This window comes from Bacillus sp. ISL-47, from assembly GCF_018613175.1.
Classification (GTDB): domain Bacteria; phylum Bacillota; class Bacilli; order Bacillales; family Cytobacillaceae; genus Cytobacillus.
Window position 1 is genome coordinate 45,611 of sequence record NZ_JAGGQS010000023.1, and the last position, 15,689, is coordinate 61,299.

General features: G+C 35.7%; 16 protein-coding genes and 2 pseudogenes. 13 read left to right on the forward strand and 5 right to left on the reverse strand.

The features are described from left to right. Positions 1 to 82: 82 nt before the first annotated feature. Together J7I93_RS09340 and J7I93_RS09345 are read left to right on the forward strand one after the other, a co-directional pair. On the forward strand, positions 83 to 457 hold the full coding sequence (locus tag J7I93_RS09340; RefSeq protein WP_214725546.1) for a hypothetical protein: 375 nt from the start codon (positions 83 to 85) through the stop codon (positions 455 to 457). Between the two features lie 213 nt (positions 458 to 670). Beyond that, positions 671 to 886, forward strand: a complete 216-nt coding sequence (locus tag J7I93_RS09345; protein WP_214725548.1) for a DUF6366 family protein — start codon at positions 671 to 673, stop codon at positions 884 to 886. A gap of 338 nt (positions 887 to 1,224) precedes the next feature. Here J7I93_RS09345 and J7I93_RS09350 read toward each other — a convergent pair whose 3' ends face one another. Then, entirely contained in the window at positions 1,225 to 1,494 is a 270-nt protein-coding gene (locus J7I93_RS09350; protein WP_214725550.1) for a hypothetical protein, read from the reverse strand. A gap of 45 nt (positions 1,495 to 1,539) precedes the next feature. Further along, positions 1,540 to 1,875, reverse strand: a pseudogene (locus J7I93_RS09355) (recombinase family protein); the annotation flags it as partial. A gap of 133 nt (positions 1,876 to 2,008) precedes the next feature. On the opposite strand from J7I93_RS09355, the gene J7I93_RS09360 reads away from it, so the two are divergent. From J7I93_RS09360 to J7I93_RS09375, 4 genes are all read left to right on the forward strand, one after another. Then, positions 2,009 to 2,173, forward strand: a complete 165-nt coding sequence (locus J7I93_RS09360) for a hypothetical protein (protein ID WP_214725552.1) — start codon at positions 2,009 to 2,011, stop codon at positions 2,171 to 2,173. Between the two features lie 636 nt (positions 2,174 to 2,809). Then, positions 2,810 to 3,646: an ArdC-like ssDNA-binding domain-containing protein gene (locus tag J7I93_RS09365; RefSeq protein WP_214725554.1), complete on the forward strand. Its 837-nt coding sequence runs from the start codon at positions 2,810 to 2,812 to the stop codon at positions 3,644 to 3,646. 116 nt (positions 3,647 to 3,762) lie between these two features. Continuing rightward, positions 3,763 to 4,260 carry a hypothetical protein gene (locus J7I93_RS09370; RefSeq protein ID WP_214725556.1) on the forward strand — a complete coding sequence of 166 codons (498 nt, stop codon included), beginning with the start codon at positions 3,763 to 3,765 and terminating at the stop codon, positions 4,258 to 4,260. 110 nt (positions 4,261 to 4,370) lie between these two features. After that, complete coding sequence (locus tag J7I93_RS09375; protein ID WP_214725558.1) at positions 4,371 to 4,898, forward strand: RsfA family transcriptional regulator; 528 nt, start codon at positions 4,371 to 4,373, stop codon at positions 4,896 to 4,898. Between the two features lie 1,032 nt (positions 4,899 to 5,930). Here J7I93_RS09375 and J7I93_RS09380 read toward each other — a convergent pair. Beyond that, positions 5,931 to 6,062 carry an FbpB family small basic protein gene (locus J7I93_RS09380; RefSeq protein WP_214725560.1) on the reverse strand — a complete coding sequence of 44 codons (132 nt, stop codon included), beginning with the start codon at positions 6,060 to 6,062 and terminating at the stop codon, positions 5,931 to 5,933. 1,053 nt (positions 6,063 to 7,115) lie between these two features. Between J7I93_RS09380 and J7I93_RS25150 the strand changes: the two are divergent. From J7I93_RS25150 to J7I93_RS09405, 7 genes and pseudogenes are all read left to right on the forward strand, one after another. Beyond that, positions 7,116 to 7,214, forward strand: a pseudogene (locus J7I93_RS25150) (HAD family hydrolase); the annotation flags it as partial. 22 nt (positions 7,215 to 7,236) lie between these two features. Then, complete coding sequence (locus tag J7I93_RS25620; RefSeq protein WP_483297130.1) at positions 7,237 to 7,530, forward strand: YoqH family protein; 294 nt, start codon at positions 7,237 to 7,239, stop codon at positions 7,528 to 7,530. 422 nt (positions 7,531 to 7,952) lie between these two features. After that, complete coding sequence (locus tag J7I93_RS09385) at positions 7,953 to 8,513, forward strand: GNAT family N-acetyltransferase (protein ID WP_214725562.1); 561 nt, start codon at positions 7,953 to 7,955, stop codon at positions 8,511 to 8,513. 687 nt (positions 8,514 to 9,200) lie between these two features. Further along, positions 9,201 to 9,620, forward strand: a complete 420-nt coding sequence (locus tag J7I93_RS09390) for a hypothetical protein (protein WP_353050266.1) — start codon at positions 9,201 to 9,203, stop codon at positions 9,618 to 9,620. 30 nt (positions 9,621 to 9,650) lie between these two features. Next, positions 9,651 to 10,709 (forward strand): type II toxin-antitoxin system antitoxin SocA domain-containing protein, encoded by a 1,059-nt coding sequence (locus tag J7I93_RS09395; protein WP_214725566.1) that lies wholly within the window; start codon positions 9,651 to 9,653, stop codon positions 10,707 to 10,709. Positions 10,710 to 11,082: 373 nt separating this feature from the next. Beyond that, positions 11,083 to 11,898: a lipase family protein gene (locus J7I93_RS09400; protein WP_214988645.1), complete on the forward strand. Its 816-nt coding sequence runs from the start codon at positions 11,083 to 11,085 to the stop codon at positions 11,896 to 11,898. Positions 11,899 to 11,940: 42 nt separating this feature from the next. Beyond that, positions 11,941 to 12,783 (forward strand): lipase family protein, encoded by an 843-nt coding sequence (locus J7I93_RS09405; RefSeq protein WP_214725571.1) that lies wholly within the window; start codon positions 11,941 to 11,943, stop codon positions 12,781 to 12,783. Between the two features lie 501 nt (positions 12,784 to 13,284). On the opposite strand, the gene J7I93_RS09410 is transcribed toward J7I93_RS09405, so the two are convergent. Beyond that, positions 13,285 to 13,710 carry a transposase gene (locus J7I93_RS09410; RefSeq protein WP_285289075.1) on the reverse strand — a complete coding sequence of 142 codons (426 nt, stop codon included), beginning with the start codon at positions 13,708 to 13,710 and terminating at the stop codon, positions 13,285 to 13,287. 714 nt (positions 13,711 to 14,424) lie between these two features. Beyond that, positions 14,425 to 15,573 carry a tyrosine-type recombinase/integrase gene (locus J7I93_RS25520; RefSeq protein WP_214725572.1) on the reverse strand — a complete coding sequence of 383 codons (1,149 nt, stop codon included), beginning with the start codon at positions 15,571 to 15,573 and terminating at the stop codon, positions 14,425 to 14,427. Positions 15,574 to 15,689 lie beyond the last annotated feature (116 nt).

The following is a 15,689-nucleotide window of genomic DNA, read 5'->3' on the forward strand; positions in this document are numbered from 1 at the left end:
GTCTTTACTGCCTTAAAAGCTATTTGCAGTTCAATAATTTTCACGGGGCGCATTTATAGAGTTAAAGAAAGGTGAGGTGAAATTGCGTAAATTTCCAGAAGAAAACGACTTTCTTTCGTTATTCGAATCGGAACCAATGTTATTAGATTCTACTTCAAAAGACTTACCATTTTATTACAATGAAGCAACATACAGATTTTCCAATGAAGAGGAAGACTTTATTGTTAAGCTCTCTCCTTCCTATGGTGAAGTTAAAGTAAAGGTAACTCAGCGTAGTTCAAATAGATTGTTATCACTTTTAGATCTAAAACGAGTTGAAAAATTAGAAATTACAGCAGATAAGAAAGAACGTGCCAGTATGCTATTAACAGTAGTTAATGAGGACTCTCAACAAACTATCGAAATTGATTTTAAGCCGCATTTTAAACAGATTTTTAAAGAACATTTAACTCGGTAAACGAATTCCTAATTAAGCTAAACCAGCTATTAGAAGATCCTTATTGTTCCATTGAAAAGGCACATATCTGTAATAAGGTAAGTGCCTTTTTTTACGGAAAAAAAGATTGAGTTGAATGACAGGTTTTGAAATAATTGGTATTAGCAATAGGGTAGGGTTGTTAAAGAAGGAACGTAAAATTAATATTCTAATTTTTAAATTAGGGGTGTTCAAATGAGTGAGAATAAAGAAACTCCTGAAAGAAGAAGAGAGAGATTGAGACAAGAAGAATTGAAAAGAAATCCAACTGGAAATATGAACGATGCTTTTAATAAAGATAACAGCGGATTTCTTGTAGATTTAGTAGGCAGTTTAGGTTGGAAAGGGACAGGGATACTTATCCTTGTAATCATAATAGGGCTTATAATTACATCATTCTTTTTCAAGTAAGCCAGCTAATATAATCTCCTCAGTTTCAATTAAAGGGCGCAATTGTGGAGTATTACAGTTAGAAAATGATCAAATTTTTATAAAGCAGAAAAATAAGTCTGCTGGAGAAGACCCTATTTTGACCAACCTTTTTTCAAAATGGATTCTATTTATCCAAAGTGCCAGCTTATAGACATTACCTGGCAATATCTTGATATACAGGAAACGAAAATGCAACTTATAAGTCTCTAGTCATGCTGATTTTTCTATACAGGGCTATAACCGCCTTATTTTGGCTTTCCCAAGCTACATTAATGGCTCTTTTGCTGCTCCGTGAATGATTTCCTCATATGCTTGGTTTATCTCTGCCAATGATCTCGTTTGTGTTCCTTCCAATGGTTCTCAATCTCTAATTCTTCATCAATCATCTTCTTTAACTGTGTTTCATCAATAGATTGAGGACCTTTTATCAGAACGTTTAAAGCCTCCCTATATGTATAGGTTACTTTAAAAGATGGGCAATCAGGAAGGTTTTCATACTGTCCGCTTTTCCATTCCTGCTTCAGTCTCTCATATTCAATATCAAACCATGTTTTTAAGCTGTTTATGGCGTGGTCATCTACTAGCATTATTGATTTCCCCTTTCTTTTTCTTTAGCGATTTTCAGTGTTTCATCAGAATGCCTCTGCTTTCACACGTTTTTTCTTTGCTCTTATTAGGGTGCTTTTACTAATGCCCGTGATCTCCTCTGCTTGTTTATATGAATTTCCTAAACAGCTGCAGGGCATGTTGTATTTGCTTCCTTCTGGATTACTGGTCTGCCTTCTCGGAAATCGTCATGCTGCTTGGCAATGGATTTTCCCTCCTGGGTGCCGTTCGACAATCATATTTCTTTCCAGCTCGGCAATGGCAAGCAATGTATGCAGGGAAAAGCGTCCTATTGATACATCCTTAAGCAATCCCGCATTTAATATATGTACTCTTATTCCCCGATTAAACAGTTCTTTAATGATAATAATGTCCTTGCTCTATCTTTCTGGCTAAGCGGTCTCATTCACTATATCATTTATTATGTAATCTGAACTATACTCCTGCATTACTGATAGAGAAATTATGGGTCAAGGATTCATAAAGATAAATTGAATGGACCATGTAGTCAATATTGGAGCGTATGTAATCAAATACATGATTAAAGAAGATGCGGACCCTCAATTGATTGGGAAAAAGATGTATCAAGAAACTTGGAGAACCAAGGAATTGGTTTGGGAACAAGCTGGTTTCATCTTTAAGAATCAGGCGTATTTTTAGACCAATACGGAAGAAAATGATCATACTTTTTTTAAATACGAGTTCGTTAGGTGATTTAAGCCAACTATTTTCCAAACCTGCACTTGTTTAGGGCCTAAAGGTCTGCTCATAGACTGTAAGATTGCCAAAACCTGCAATCCAACAGTCTATGGCATCTCGCTTCCCTCTAAAATCCAAGCGATCATCAGGCTGTATGGCAGCAAAAAAACTCTGCCTGACATCCTGATGTTCCATTGAATTTCTTCACGAGTGAACGACCCTGAAGACCGAAAGAAAAAGATTAAAAATAAATAATAAGAACAAAATGGAAGCAGCCGGCCGGCTGCTTTTTATTTTGGTTTTTCCACCCTTTTGCGCTGCGAATCGTACAAGCACGCAATCCGGTCTAACCTTCCAGCAGGCTGAGCCTCCCAGGCTCACGCCCTCCACCTGCTGAAAGCTAAGCCGGATAGTCAGCCAGTCAAGGGGCAAAAAACTTTTTTGATTAACAGCACTTCGCAACATCAAAAAACTTTTTATGCTCATCCCTTGACCATCTGCCTATGCTCCTTGTTCGTTCTCCACGTCAAAAGGGCGAAAAAAATCCCTCATGGGGAAGAATCGCTCACAGCCCAAAAAACAAGGGAGGAAAAACAAATGGCCAAAAACAAAGCATTGGAAGAAATCAAAGAACAATTAGACCAGGGCATTCAGGAGGTGATGACAAGTGAAAAATTTCAGGAGTGGCTGCGGTTTCTTTCCAGCTTCCACAGCTACAGCTTTAATAATACCATCCTCATCTATATGCAAAATCCCAGTGCGACGTTTGTAAAAGGGTACCACGATTGGAAAAGATACGGCCGATACGTCCAAAAAGGAGCCAAAGCGATTAAAGTGCTTGCTCCCTTAATAGGGAAGAAAAAAAGGAAAGAAGAAAAGGATGAAAAAGAAGAAAAAAGCGGCAAAGAGGGAAAAGAAAAAAAGGTTCTTTATGGCTTCCGGTATGTAAATGTGTTTGATGTTTCTCATACAGACGGAAAAGAGCTTCCAGCTCCAGCAGTAAAAACACTTGAAGGCGGCGGGGGACAAGAAGAAGCCCTGCTGAAGGAATGGATTCAAAAAATTGAAATACCTGTCAAATTTAAAGACACAGGAGAGGCAAACGGCTATTATCATCTCTCCCAGCAATACATTGCACTTCATAAAGAAAGAAGCAAAACCCAGCAGCTGAAAACATTGATACACGAATACGCTCACCATTTATTGCACAGCAAAGGCGCTAAATTTGAGGAAGAAGAGAGCCGGATTCGTGAAGCTCAGGCTGAAGCCGTTGCATATGTGGTTATGAACCATTTCGGATATGAGACAGGAGAGTACAGTTTTGGGTACATTGCCGGATGGAGCCAGGATATCAGTATTATGAAACAGATTGGGTGTGACATTGTCACATGCAGCCATGAGGTCATTGAAAAGCTTACTCCAAAACCCATTTAATGAAGCTGCAGCTGCCAAAAGCGGCTGCTCCCCTTGGCGGGGGCCAAAGTGCATGGAAATAATCGGCCCGATTATTCTGATTGCAGCAAAGAAATAAGAGGAAAGGATGATTCTGGATGAAAACCTGTGCCTATTGCGGAAGCACTGTTAAGAAGATGGATCTGTGCGATTACTATTGCTCGTTTTGTACAATGAAGCTGAAGCTGGCCGATGTTCTGGAGTATGGGAAACGGAAAAACCTTATGCCGGCTTCACAGCCCTCGCTTTCTGATCTGGATAAAAGCACGTCAGAACTTATGTGCTTTTCAACGATAGAGCTGCTGTTCCTATTGAAATTTGCCCGAAAGGACCGAGCGGACATATATAAACAGCGGTTTATCATTATTCAAGCGATGAAGGAGGGAGAAGGCTCCTTTACAGAAGCAGAGCAATACACTTTCCGTGAATATGAAAAAGCCACCAGGAAATGCTTTGTTCTTGAAAATCTACTACGGGAGCGGATTGGATACTATCCTGCTAAACTGACAGATTCTTATATTCAATCCCTTGCCTCAAGAATGAAAGATTCCACTAAAAAGGACATGGTCATCCGAAATCCTAAGACTGTATTGTAATGTCTTCTTTTAAAACTTGACCAGTCGGAGTTAAGTTTATCAATATGTATTTTCTCTTCTTATTTTTAGTTCTCACGCATACTTATTGTAAAAAAAAGCGGGGGGATTACATGAATAAAACGCGCCAAGACTCATGGACAATGGATGAAGATCAGCTTTTAGCAGAGGTAGTACTTGGGTATATCCGGAAGGGTGGAACCCAGCTTCAAGCCTTTAAGAAAGTAGGTAAACAATTGTCTAGAACATCTGCAGCTTGCGGTTTTCGATGGAATGCAAAAGTAAGAAAGAACTATTGTATGGAAATAGAATCAGCAAAGCAGTATAAAAAAGAAAAGGAGAGCCGCTTTTCTATTAAAAAGAATCAAAAAACCAGCATAAAGGTACAAGTTCCTTCATATCCAAAGGGAATAGAGGAATCTGCTCTAGAACTTGAACAGGTATTGAGCTCGATAAAAAATTTATATGAGGTGGCACAATCCAGTCAAAAAGCGAATAACCATTCCGAGGAGAGCATACAGAAACTCAGTAGGAAAATTCTTCTTCTGGAGAAGGAGAATAAAGAAATAGCTGCCAAGAAAGAAAAAATTGAAGAAGAGTATCTTGCTCTAAAAAAACTTATAGTATGTTACTGGGGATGAGAGTAGAGAAAAGAAAAGCTAAATCTTCGGTACTGATTATTAATGTGAAGCATAGAAAGGGTATGGTTAAAAGTTAGCCTTCATTTTATGTCATATCTCTTAAACAATGAACCCCCTTGGAAATGATCAAGTGTCTCATTATGGATAACTTGCGGTAAGTAGTGTTGTTAGTTTTGGTTAAAACCTTCACCCTTTTATTTTTTGTAACATTGTTGTTTAACAATTAGGGAGGAAGCCGACTAAAATTAAAGAGTCTAACAGAAAAAATTTAAGGAAGGGTTTTTCTTAAGAATAAAAATAAAACAACCTCTTACAAAAAAGATGGTGTTATTGACATGTTAAATGCTCTGTGCCTGATACAATCCTAAATATACGCTTAAGTGTTTCTAACTCAGAAGCACGATCGTTTAATGCTCTTGGTATTATAGGTTTGCGATTTGCAAACTTGGGAAATAGTAATCAATACAGCTAGAATGACCACCATAGAATAGTTTCATTTCAAGGACTCTACTCATGCTAGGGTCCTTTTTGCGTTTTGTTATCTAACCATTTTCTGACCACTTAATATCCGACAGAGTTAACTTTAGCATTTGGTTCTTAAATTGTATTTACATGATAGTGCGTGACTATACATTTGGTGTTTACTATTTCGCGAAAAATTAGCCTTCTAGGAATAGTCCCTAAAAGGCTGAATAAAATTTTAGTAGGGTAATATCATAGTTAACCAAAAGGGTTACTGTGTTATTCAACCTAACTCTGTTTTTTTTCTGGCAAAAAATTAAATGTTATTCCTACGTGTTTCTTCTATAAATCATCCCTTTAAAGGCCTATCACTGTCGTTTTCGAATAATTCCATTTCTTCTTTTTTACAGATGAATCTCATTTTTTTAATATAAAGAATGGGGTAGAATATGAAGAAATTCCACCACATAACAATTTTCCTTTTATTTCAATACCATGAGAGTAAGACGAACTCTAAGGGTGATAATAGATATTTATCCCATTTATTTGCACGCTTTTACATAAAAGTCATTAGGCTAGCCTTTTTAAGGCATGTCGTTCCTCTATACGCTTATCAATCCTTTCCAAAGCCTTTTTGTCATTTAAAAGATCCTGTTTATTCTCTTCAATAAGCTCTTTCAATGATTTAATATCTTTTCGCACCTAAACCAACTCACTTTTAATATATTTTTATCGGAATATTCTATATATAATCATATACCAAATGGAATGTCGCTTAACCAAATACATATGAACAATGTGTGAACGTTTTAACATATGAGGGAGCTTAAAAAAGGAGAATATAAGGGGCTTATTGAGTGTTGAACTGGATTTTCAATATACACATCCTCTCAGGGAAACCAAAGCCCGTTGTCAGTGCCGCATTTATAAGGTTCCTAATCTTTATTAAAAAACAATTCTATTGAAAACTTAGTACAGCATCCTTTACAACGCCAAATCACCATAAGAATCCTTCAAATTTCTACTCGTAGTTGCGATATTGCTGTGACTGGTCAATTTTTTCACTTTTTTTAATATCATTACTTATAGCCTTCTGCATCCATTTACGAAACGTATGCCTGAGCAAATGAGGGGTCAATTTCTTTTTCGGCAAACTGCATCCTTCAAATATTGTCTGTACTCCACGTACATTAAACCTCGGTGAATGCTAGGATGTTTAAAAAAGGCTATAAAAGAGTGTGTAAAGAACCGTTATTAGAGTCTTAGGTTTAAATTTCACAAAGCTATCCGGATTTTGGGAAGAATTGATAATTGAATAGTATATCCTGAGCAATTTTTTATCATCTATTAGTCAGATATACTCTTCTTTATTTTCGCTATAAATATGGATTTTCAATTTATCATTACCATAAAAAAGGATTATAAAATATACTAAAACAAAATATATAATATCAATTGTAAAAATAATTTTGTTTACACATTATTGTATATGTATATTATATATTTCATTAATGAATTTTCTAATTAAATCATAATAGGACTTCTGATTGTTAGGCTGATTCAATTTTTCATCTGGATTTTTTCTTAATCCTAATTGTAAATTCATCTTTTTTTATTTTTTGTAATGCCCTGTGTAGTGATTGCAAACAGCATTATACCTTGCTAAATTAACCTTTCATAATTGAAAAAACATTGTAGAGTAGTCCTTTAAAATGATGAAAATAAGCCAATCAAAGGAGTTACAGATGAGCTTTTTTGAATGGTTATAAAGCAAAGCTATTTGATTTAGATGACACCTTACTTAATAAAGATCAGGCAGTAGATAAAATGTTTTTAATTATTTTTGAAAAGTGTAAGGGTGTAGCGTTAATTTATAATGTCGAAAGAAAATTTTATTGATAAAAGAACAAGCCTTAGTATTCATGCTTTGCATATACCAACGCCTTCGAGGTTTGGAAAGTATGATAGCTATGAGATATTAGCATTTAATCTGAATGAAATAAGTTGGACATTTCCACTAACTCGATATGCCGAGAACAATTGGGCGGGAATATGGGAAGAGATTTCCCCAACGATGATACCTACCCGTATCAAGGTTCGAACAATAAATTCAAATACGAATGTGTTTGGTCCTATTGTACTAGAAGGGAATATTTCATGTTCAAAATAAAAGTCGTTTATTAAACAAACAGGTAGCAAAAAAGTATCGCCTTATCAGTAAAAAGGAGTTTTTCACATAGCAGAACATGATAAATTTTTTCGGTCGGGTTAAGAAGAAAGTAGAAGAACTTTGTGATAGGCATGGACCGAAGATAAAGAAAACAACACGTTATGGCAGCTAGTTAGTGAAATATGCAAGGATGATGTAACGGATTAACCCCTACCAATTCCTTTTTATGACCTATGTATAAGGTCATAAATAATAATACCAGTCATTAGCTGCGCAGTAAAACGATACTGGCAATAGAATAACCAACAAAGATGGACGGTTGCATTCAAAGTGGTTGTCTTTCTTAGTTGACCAAAACCATGACTGTCATATTCTAATACCATTAGTGAATATATTATAAAAAATATGAAAGCTGGTGGATAATGTTTAATAGAAGAAAGAAAATGGATGAGTATTATATTAACAGTATTGATAATCTTAGGGAGATAGTTGATAACTTAGAGGAACGCTTTTTGGTATTACAAGAATTTATTGAGTATTTCAAAGGAAAGAATTGCGAGGTAATTGGTTTAGAGAAGATTAATGATGAATGGTCTGTGCTATATAAGCTAGATACTGGAACATCTTTGTACATTATGCTTAACAAATTAGAAAAGTTTAGACCAGACTGGAATTTTGGGATATTATCAAGTGTTTATTCAGATTTTCATTATAAGTCTGAAAAACAATTTAAATATGTTCATATCGGGGATATCCAAGGCAATGAGAAGAATAATGGATACGGTTCATTGTTAATGAAATACCTCCAGAAAGAAGTTGTAAAACAAAATTTTACACATATCCAAGGTGAAATTGTACATAGGGATTGGGATCACATTGATAGACTAGAACATTTCTATAAGAAACATGGATTTACCGTAAAATTAAATTATGATATTGAAAATGGTGAAATTAAATGGGTGAATAAGGCATATGAGAAATAAAAGTGAAGATATGAAAGTTTTTTGATTTAACAGGGATATAGTTTTGAAGTCATTTGGATATAGTGATGGAAAAGCTTTAATTGTAGGCTATTTTTCCCGAAAAAATTCAAGAAAGAGTTGTACATAAACTTGAAGTGAATGTTTTGGCTAGGAAATTAGGGAATATCTTGGAAAGTGGTTCTGTTTTTTAATAGGGCAATAATCCAATGTAAGAAGAGTTCCTGGATTTGGCTTAATCCACAGGAAAAAGCAGCTTATGAAAAAACCTTCCAACGATATTTGGAGGGTTATTTGGCGTGTCTTCAAAAAGTATAACACGGTAGAAAAAATAATTTAATAAGAAGTTCTTGACTCCTATTAGCTGGTTTAGTGAAACAAGAAAAAGTAGTGAAGATCTTCAATAATCGGACGCTTTCCTGTAACATGGATTAGCGCTTATTTTCATTTTAGGGCAATCAAAAAACCCCACTTTTATAGGCCGCTACCAGGGAACATAAAACGCAACACGATATTTTTTAAAGATAGTTAGTAGAAATCACGAAAAAATGAAGCAGTTTTTTTATTATTTTGTTCTGTTTTCATGTTAAATATTCATAACTTATGATAAAATGTTATTAATGGATAACAAAAAATGTTATCCTTGAATAAAATATCGTATAACTGAGAACACTAGTCTTAATTATGGATGTGGTTTTATTGGCAGCATTCAACGGAGCTACACAGGCCCAAGTTGAAGACATTTTAAAGAAGATTGTTGATTGTATTCATCGGGGAAATGACCATTTTATCCTTTTAGCACAAAGAGGTAAGAACGAAGCTACTTTGTTGGAATTAGGATTTAGAGCCGCAGATGTAAGGCGAATTGTTGAAGAAGAACTGACTTATGAAGATTATTACAGAGGACCCAATCCAAATGGGAGCAGTAATGTTCCTCCACGATTGCGAAATAGTGATATGTGGGAATTTGGAAAGGTGGTTACTGGAAATGAAACGATGGAAGTTTATATTAAGTTCAGTTTTATTGAAGACCATGATGGCCCTTTTACCTGTTGTGTTTCTTTTCATAAACCAGATCGTACAATCACATACCCCCTCAAGGCATCATGAGTGGGGTATGAAAAACAGGAGGAAAAAGTTATGACGTTACAATTAAAATTCTGTGTTCATTGTTTTGAACGAACTCCGGTTGAACATAAATTTGTTACAGATAAAGTTGAATTGCATGGCGAAACTATCACATATGAAGCTGAACGTTATGAGTGTACAAAATGTGGTAAGTACACAGATAACGACGAATTAACAGATCGAAACTATACTACGATTTATCGTAAATATCAGGAAAAGAAAGATATGTTAAAAGCAGAAGATTTTCGATACGTTCGCAATGAACTTTATCAGGTTAGTACGCGCGTAATGGCTAAATTAATTGGATGGAGCCCTGCTACTATCTCTCGATATGAAAATGGAAGTTTACAGACGAAAAAACATGATACTCATTTTAGAACATATTTAGATCCACGCGCGATGAAACGAGCATTTGATAATTATCGTGATGAACTTGAAGAGAAACCTAGAAGAGCACTTGAAGAAAGGTTATCTTTTTTATTAGATACAGTAAAATCGAGTGAGTTATTAAAGGGATTAGATGACAGGCTTACTTTGTTAAACATAGAAGATATAGATGATGGATGGCACATGACTTCTACAGAATCAGTAGAGAAGTTTTTTATTATAAAAGGGCAAGAATTTAATGAGGAAGATGAAGACGATTTAAGAGTTTCTCCTTTAAAACTTCAGAAATTAATGTATTTCGCTCAGGGATGGAGCCACGCTTTCACTGGACACGATTTATTTGAAGATAATTTCCAAGCATGGCAACATGGTCCCGTAATTCCTGATTTGTACCATCGCTATAAGTCGTATGGTTCGAAGAGCATTGATAAAGATTTTGGTGTATCGATTCATGATTTAGGTTTAACATCTGATCAGTTGAGTATATTGCATTGGGTATGGGATAAATATAGTAAATTTGAAGCGAAATTTTTAGAGGACTTAACACATATGGAGTATCCTTGGCGAAAAACGCGCGCAGATTTGCCTGATGATGCGAGTTGCGATTGGGTAATTAAAAAAGACGATATTCATCATTTCTTTGATTCAATGTATCGAACATTAAAATTGCTACAGAGAAATTAATCTAAAGTTTATGTAGTCTGTGATAAATATAAGCCTTTGGAGAGGTCAATAGTTCCAAAGGCTTTTTATTTCCGATCACAAAGATTTATTTTATGTTGACTACGTTTGTACATATACCTTTGCGGCTTCTTCAACTAAAGGGCAGTTTAGTGAAAAAAGGATTGGTTTATTAAAATGATTATTTTAAAGAAATCTGCTGGAATATTTCTTTATGTTCTGTCTGGTTAGGATGATCACCCCCAGAACAGGAAATCAAGTAATACTGAAGGAAATCCCTACATAAAAATATAAAACATTATAATGTTTTTTTATCTAAAAGTAATTTTTTTGCCGTAAGCATTGATTTTCAGTTTATCAGAAAGGAATTATGCTCATGAAGAAAATTATTAACAGTAAAGCCGTCATCTCGCTTTCAGCTTTTAGCTATCAGACATATCCACTTTATTTAAATGGAAATCTGATCTTGCCCAAAGGATATGAACTGCGATATGTCATTCGTGCCTTTGCTGATGTAGAGAATCCTACCGAACACATCTATGGATTTTTAGCGGAGTCAAAGGATAAAATTATTATTGCTTTCAGAGGATACGCTGCCTATCCTTCCGATCTATTAGCCTCCTATGATATCTTCCAAATACCATATCCTTACGTCCAAAATGGAGGAAAAACCTCCCGTGGTTTTACATGCTTATACCAATCTGCAAGAAATCAATTAATTGAAGAATTAAACAAGTTATCCTCCTCTAAAAAGCTGTTTATTACCGGCCATAACTACGGTGGGGCATTATCTATTTTAGCTGCTTTGGATATTGCAGTGAACTCAAAATTTAAAATGCCATTCGTCTATACCTACGGAAGCCCTCGAATTGGAGATCCCGAATTTGCCATGAAATTTGATCAAAAGGTGAAAAACAGCATACGAGTGGTCAACATACATGACTCTTTCCCAACATTCCCCGAAGAAAGCTATCCGCCTCCGTTTACAAAGGAAGGAATATATTATCAGCATGTCAAAACAGAATATAAACTCTCTTTCCAGTTAAACAATACACCCCGAAATGACAGCATTAACTGTTATTTTAAATCATTAAGCAACCTGAATCCCGACTTTGTAAATTCATTATGTTCGGAGAACCCTGGTTTTTGCCCGGATACAGAAGTGTGTGTTCCTTTTCAGAGAACATGTTAACCATGGGAAATTGAATAGAAAAAATGAAAAAGGAGTCCATCCATGAATAATTTAGACTTTAAGGAAAAGTTGAGCACAGAAGAGGCCATTTTGCTTGCAGGCATGATTCATCAGGCGTATCAGCTTTTTGAAAGGGGAACTCTTACCCTGCCAAGGGGCTTTAGGCTTCGCTATATCATCCGTGCACTTTCAGGGGTAGAAGAGCCGGAAGAAGAAGTATTTGGCTTTATAGCAGAATCCGCGGAAGACATCGTGGTAACTTTTCGAGGAACCCGGACATTTAAGGACAATGAATCGGACCAGGACTTATATCAAGTAGCCTATCCTTATGTGAGGAATGCGGGATTAACACACCGAGGTTTTACCTGTATTTATTCCTCAACTCGCAATGAATTGATCAGGGAATTAAACAGGCTTTCCACAAGGAAAAGATTATTGATTGCAGGCCATAGTTTAGGCGGCAGTTTGGCGGTGCTTGCAGCGTTAGATATCGAGGTAAATACCATGTTCAAAAATCCATTTGCCTATACTTACGGCAGCCCTCGTACTGGTGATCCTGTCTTTGCTTCCTTCTTCAGCCGAACGGTAAAGAATAGCATACGAATATTTAATATACATGACATAATACCGACATTACCAGCCAAAGTGTATCCACCTCCGTTTACAAAGGACGGGTTATACTATCGGCATGTGACTAGAAAATACCCGGTTTCTTTTCAGCTGAATAGCTTGCCTGTCCGCAATCATGAGATTGTCTGCTATTTTCAAAATCTAAGCATGCAGAATCCAGATTATACCAGGGGCTTGTGTGCTGGCAGCCCTGGCTTTTGCCCTGATACGGTAATGTGTGTTCCGTTTATCGGAGGATGCGGCGGGGATATTTGATGAGACGGTTTCACTTTATAGATTTATATTTAGAAGGTAAAGAAGGGCTTCTGAGGTTTATTTTGTTTTTATTAATTTGAAAAGGGAACTTAAATGCTTTTTATGGAATATAAAAGGTTTTCAAATGCTTTTTACAAAGAACGATTTGTGAAAAAATAGGTTTCTTAACTACCGTCATTACTGACTATGATACATTCCGTTTTTTGAAAAGCGAAGGGGAAGTTTTTGTATGAATGGCCAACAGTTGTGCTGACATACGAATAAATATTGGATTTTTGTAGAAGTGTTTTCAACAAAAGTGGCAGCATTCCTGTAATAAATGAACTTAACTTTCATAAGTTAATTATTTGAATTTGTGAAAAAGCGTACTTAAACTACCATGAAAATTAACTTCTGCAATTCTCTAAAAAAGGCAATACTGAAGAAGAAGCAGCTCATTTGTTTTTTTAAAGGGGAGAGCGCCACATTAGGATAGGATCTATGGTAATTAGTTTGACTGGATTAGGATGCTTTAGGCTCTTCCAACGTTACTGTGTATCCTAAGCTTTCGAGTCGTCTAAGAGAATGTCTGACAATCGATTGTAGTCTCTGTTTATCAAAGTAGTATTCGCCCAAGTCTACATACATTTCTTTACGAGTTAAGAGATAATAAGAGATACGTAACATGACGTGAGCGACGACAATACCAGCGCGTTTCTTGCCTTTTCGTGAGGATGTACACCTATACAGTGCTCCGAGATAGTTTTTGGATCCCCTTACCGAATGAGCTGCCTCAGTCAAAGCGGACCTTAAATACTTGTTTCCTTTTTTAGTTTTAGCCGATTTCCTTTTTCCTGCACTTTCATTCTGTCCTGGAACCAGGCCGGCCCAGGAACACATATGGGTTGCAGTGGGAAACTGTTTACTAATATTTTTAAAGAAAATCATTTTAAAACTGAACACTTAGCATCTCTTTTTATTTAATACTGTGTAACCTTGTTCATTAATTAGAATTTCGGAAAGCATCAACCAAATCACTATACCTATCTTTCAAATATTTGCTGGTTGTAGTAATTTTTATTGCTATGCCAGCTATCCTTCTAACTTTTTCAATATCATTATTTGTAGCATTTAACATCCTTTGGGAAAAAGTATGCCTAAACATATGTGGAGTCAGTTTTTTCTTTGGAAGGCTGTAGAGTCAACCATGATCTGGACCCGTGGTCAGTAAACTTAGATGACCTTTGGCTATAAAAACTAGGTCGAATCTACAACATGTGTAGCTGCTTTGCCATTTCAGCCTATTATCCCACCAGCCAGGCCTGTATTTTAACAAGTATATAGGATAGGGGAACCGTCCAGACCTAATCTAAAACAATGGCAGACAATTATTAAATTTAAAACTCATACACACTAAGGCCAGCATAAGTCAGTAGATAAATAATCTTCCGGTCTCTTCGGGGCTTATTTTCGGGTTTACTTCCTACTTTTGACGAGTTTCTTCCTTATTATAGAGAGAAGTTTTCAAACTCATCTTCTATGAGTCACATTGTCCCAATTGGCCTGTTGTTAAATCCTGAATATCGGTCATTGGCTTTAGCAACAGCTTATGGTTCTTAGTGCTCAGGGAAACCCGTATTTTCCTGACACTGCTCCAAGGAATTATATATACTCCCCGAATACTTCAGGTTTCCAAGCATGAATAGCATTTCGTTCCTTCTCAAAAATTTTCTCCAAATAAATCATCGTCGTTTCAATTTTCTCATGTCCGAGTGAACGCATAATTTGATATACATCCACCTTACTAATATGTGAGATAATCGCAAATGCGTGGCGAAAAGTATGTGGACCAATAGGGGTTGGCCGATGCATAAGAAAAGGAAGATTGGTTTCCTTTACAGATTTGGTTAGATATTGGGATAAATAGGAAGGTGAATATGCTTTTCCTGTATTGGTTGTGAATAATGGACTTTCTTTATCTGCAACTGTTAAGTCTTTAAGCCCTCTGGCATTCCGAAATAATTGGATGCTTTTCACACTTTTTTCCCTCAAAGGAATCTGTCTCCTTTTGTTTCCCTTTCCTAATACGTTAAGATAATAACCTCCACTTATTGAATCATATTGAAAATCTCCGACATTCAACTTGCATAACTCTTCATTCCTTAACCCAGTTGTCGTTAAAATGTGAACAATTGCAAAGGCAACAGAATGGTTAATATGGCGAAAGTAATCAAGTAGCTGTATTACTTCTTGTGGTCCAAGGTCACGATTAGGCCGGTCATCTTTTCTTACTGTGGCAGTATAAAACCCTTTATGTATCGGCTCATTTATATATTCTGCTTCATACATAAAATGGAGGAAACTTTTTATGATGATTGTTTTTCTTGCTAATGTTGCAGGGGAATAGGAACCTTTCTTTTGTACATAGGGGCTTCTTTCTGCAAGCCATTCCTGGTAACGCCTTATATGGCGAGTTGATAAAGACTTGAATAGAGAACCTTCTATTATATAGTCCATATCGACATCAATGTCTCCAGAATACCGTATCAATTGTTCTACAAACAGTGTGAGCTCTCTTTCATACTCTTTGATTGTTCTTGAGGTTTTATCGTGTTGACGATTTAAATGCACTTTCCGATATAAAAACCACTGAATCATTTCTACATCTGAAAAATCAGCAAATGGCTTCTTTTGATTTTTTTCTGCAAGATCTAATCGTTCTTGTAAAAGATAAAGGGAAGAACTGTCTTTAATTATCTTTTTCCATTCACTAACTTGAATGTATTTATTATTAACTACTAAATTTTGCACATTTGCACACCTTCTTTTTGTATTTCTAATAGAAAACTATCCATTAATAATAAATTTATATATTTCTATTAATATATTCAGTTAATTAAATTATAACAAATAGTAAAATATATAGA

Coding starts and splice junctions, on each gene's coding strand:
- J7I93_RS09360 (WP_214725552.1), top strand. CDS start 2,009: ATGGACCATGTAGTCAATATTGGAGCGTATGTAATCAAATACATGATT.
- J7I93_RS09395 (WP_214725566.1), top strand. CDS start 9,651: ATGACGTTACAATTAAAATTCTGTGTTCATTGTTTTGAACGAACTCCG.
- J7I93_RS09410 (WP_285289075.1), bottom strand. CDS start 13,710: ATGATTTTCTTTAAAAATATTAGTAAACAGTTTCCCACTGCAACCCAT.
- J7I93_RS09375 (WP_214725558.1), top strand. CDS start 4,371: ATGAATAAAACGCGCCAAGACTCATGGACAATGGATGAAGATCAGCTT.
- J7I93_RS09385 (WP_214725562.1), top strand. CDS start 7,953: ATGTTTAATAGAAGAAAGAAAATGGATGAGTATTATATTAACAGTATT.
- J7I93_RS09345 (WP_214725548.1), top strand. CDS start 671: ATGAGTGAGAATAAAGAAACTCCTGAAAGAAGAAGAGAGAGATTGAGA.
- J7I93_RS25620 (WP_483297130.1), top strand. CDS start 7,237: ATGTCGAAAGAAAATTTTATTGATAAAAGAACAAGCCTTAGTATTCAT.
- J7I93_RS09365 (WP_214725554.1), top strand. CDS start 2,810: ATGGCCAAAAACAAAGCATTGGAAGAAATCAAAGAACAATTAGACCAG.
- J7I93_RS09405 (WP_214725571.1), top strand. CDS start 11,941: ATGAATAATTTAGACTTTAAGGAAAAGTTGAGCACAGAAGAGGCCATT.
- J7I93_RS09350 (WP_214725550.1), bottom strand. CDS start 1,494: ATGCTAGTAGATGACCACGCCATAAACAGCTTAAAAACATGGTTTGAT.
- J7I93_RS09370 (WP_214725556.1), top strand. CDS start 3,763: ATGAAAACCTGTGCCTATTGCGGAAGCACTGTTAAGAAGATGGATCTG.
- J7I93_RS09400 (WP_214988645.1), top strand. CDS start 11,083: ATGAAGAAAATTATTAACAGTAAAGCCGTCATCTCGCTTTCAGCTTTT.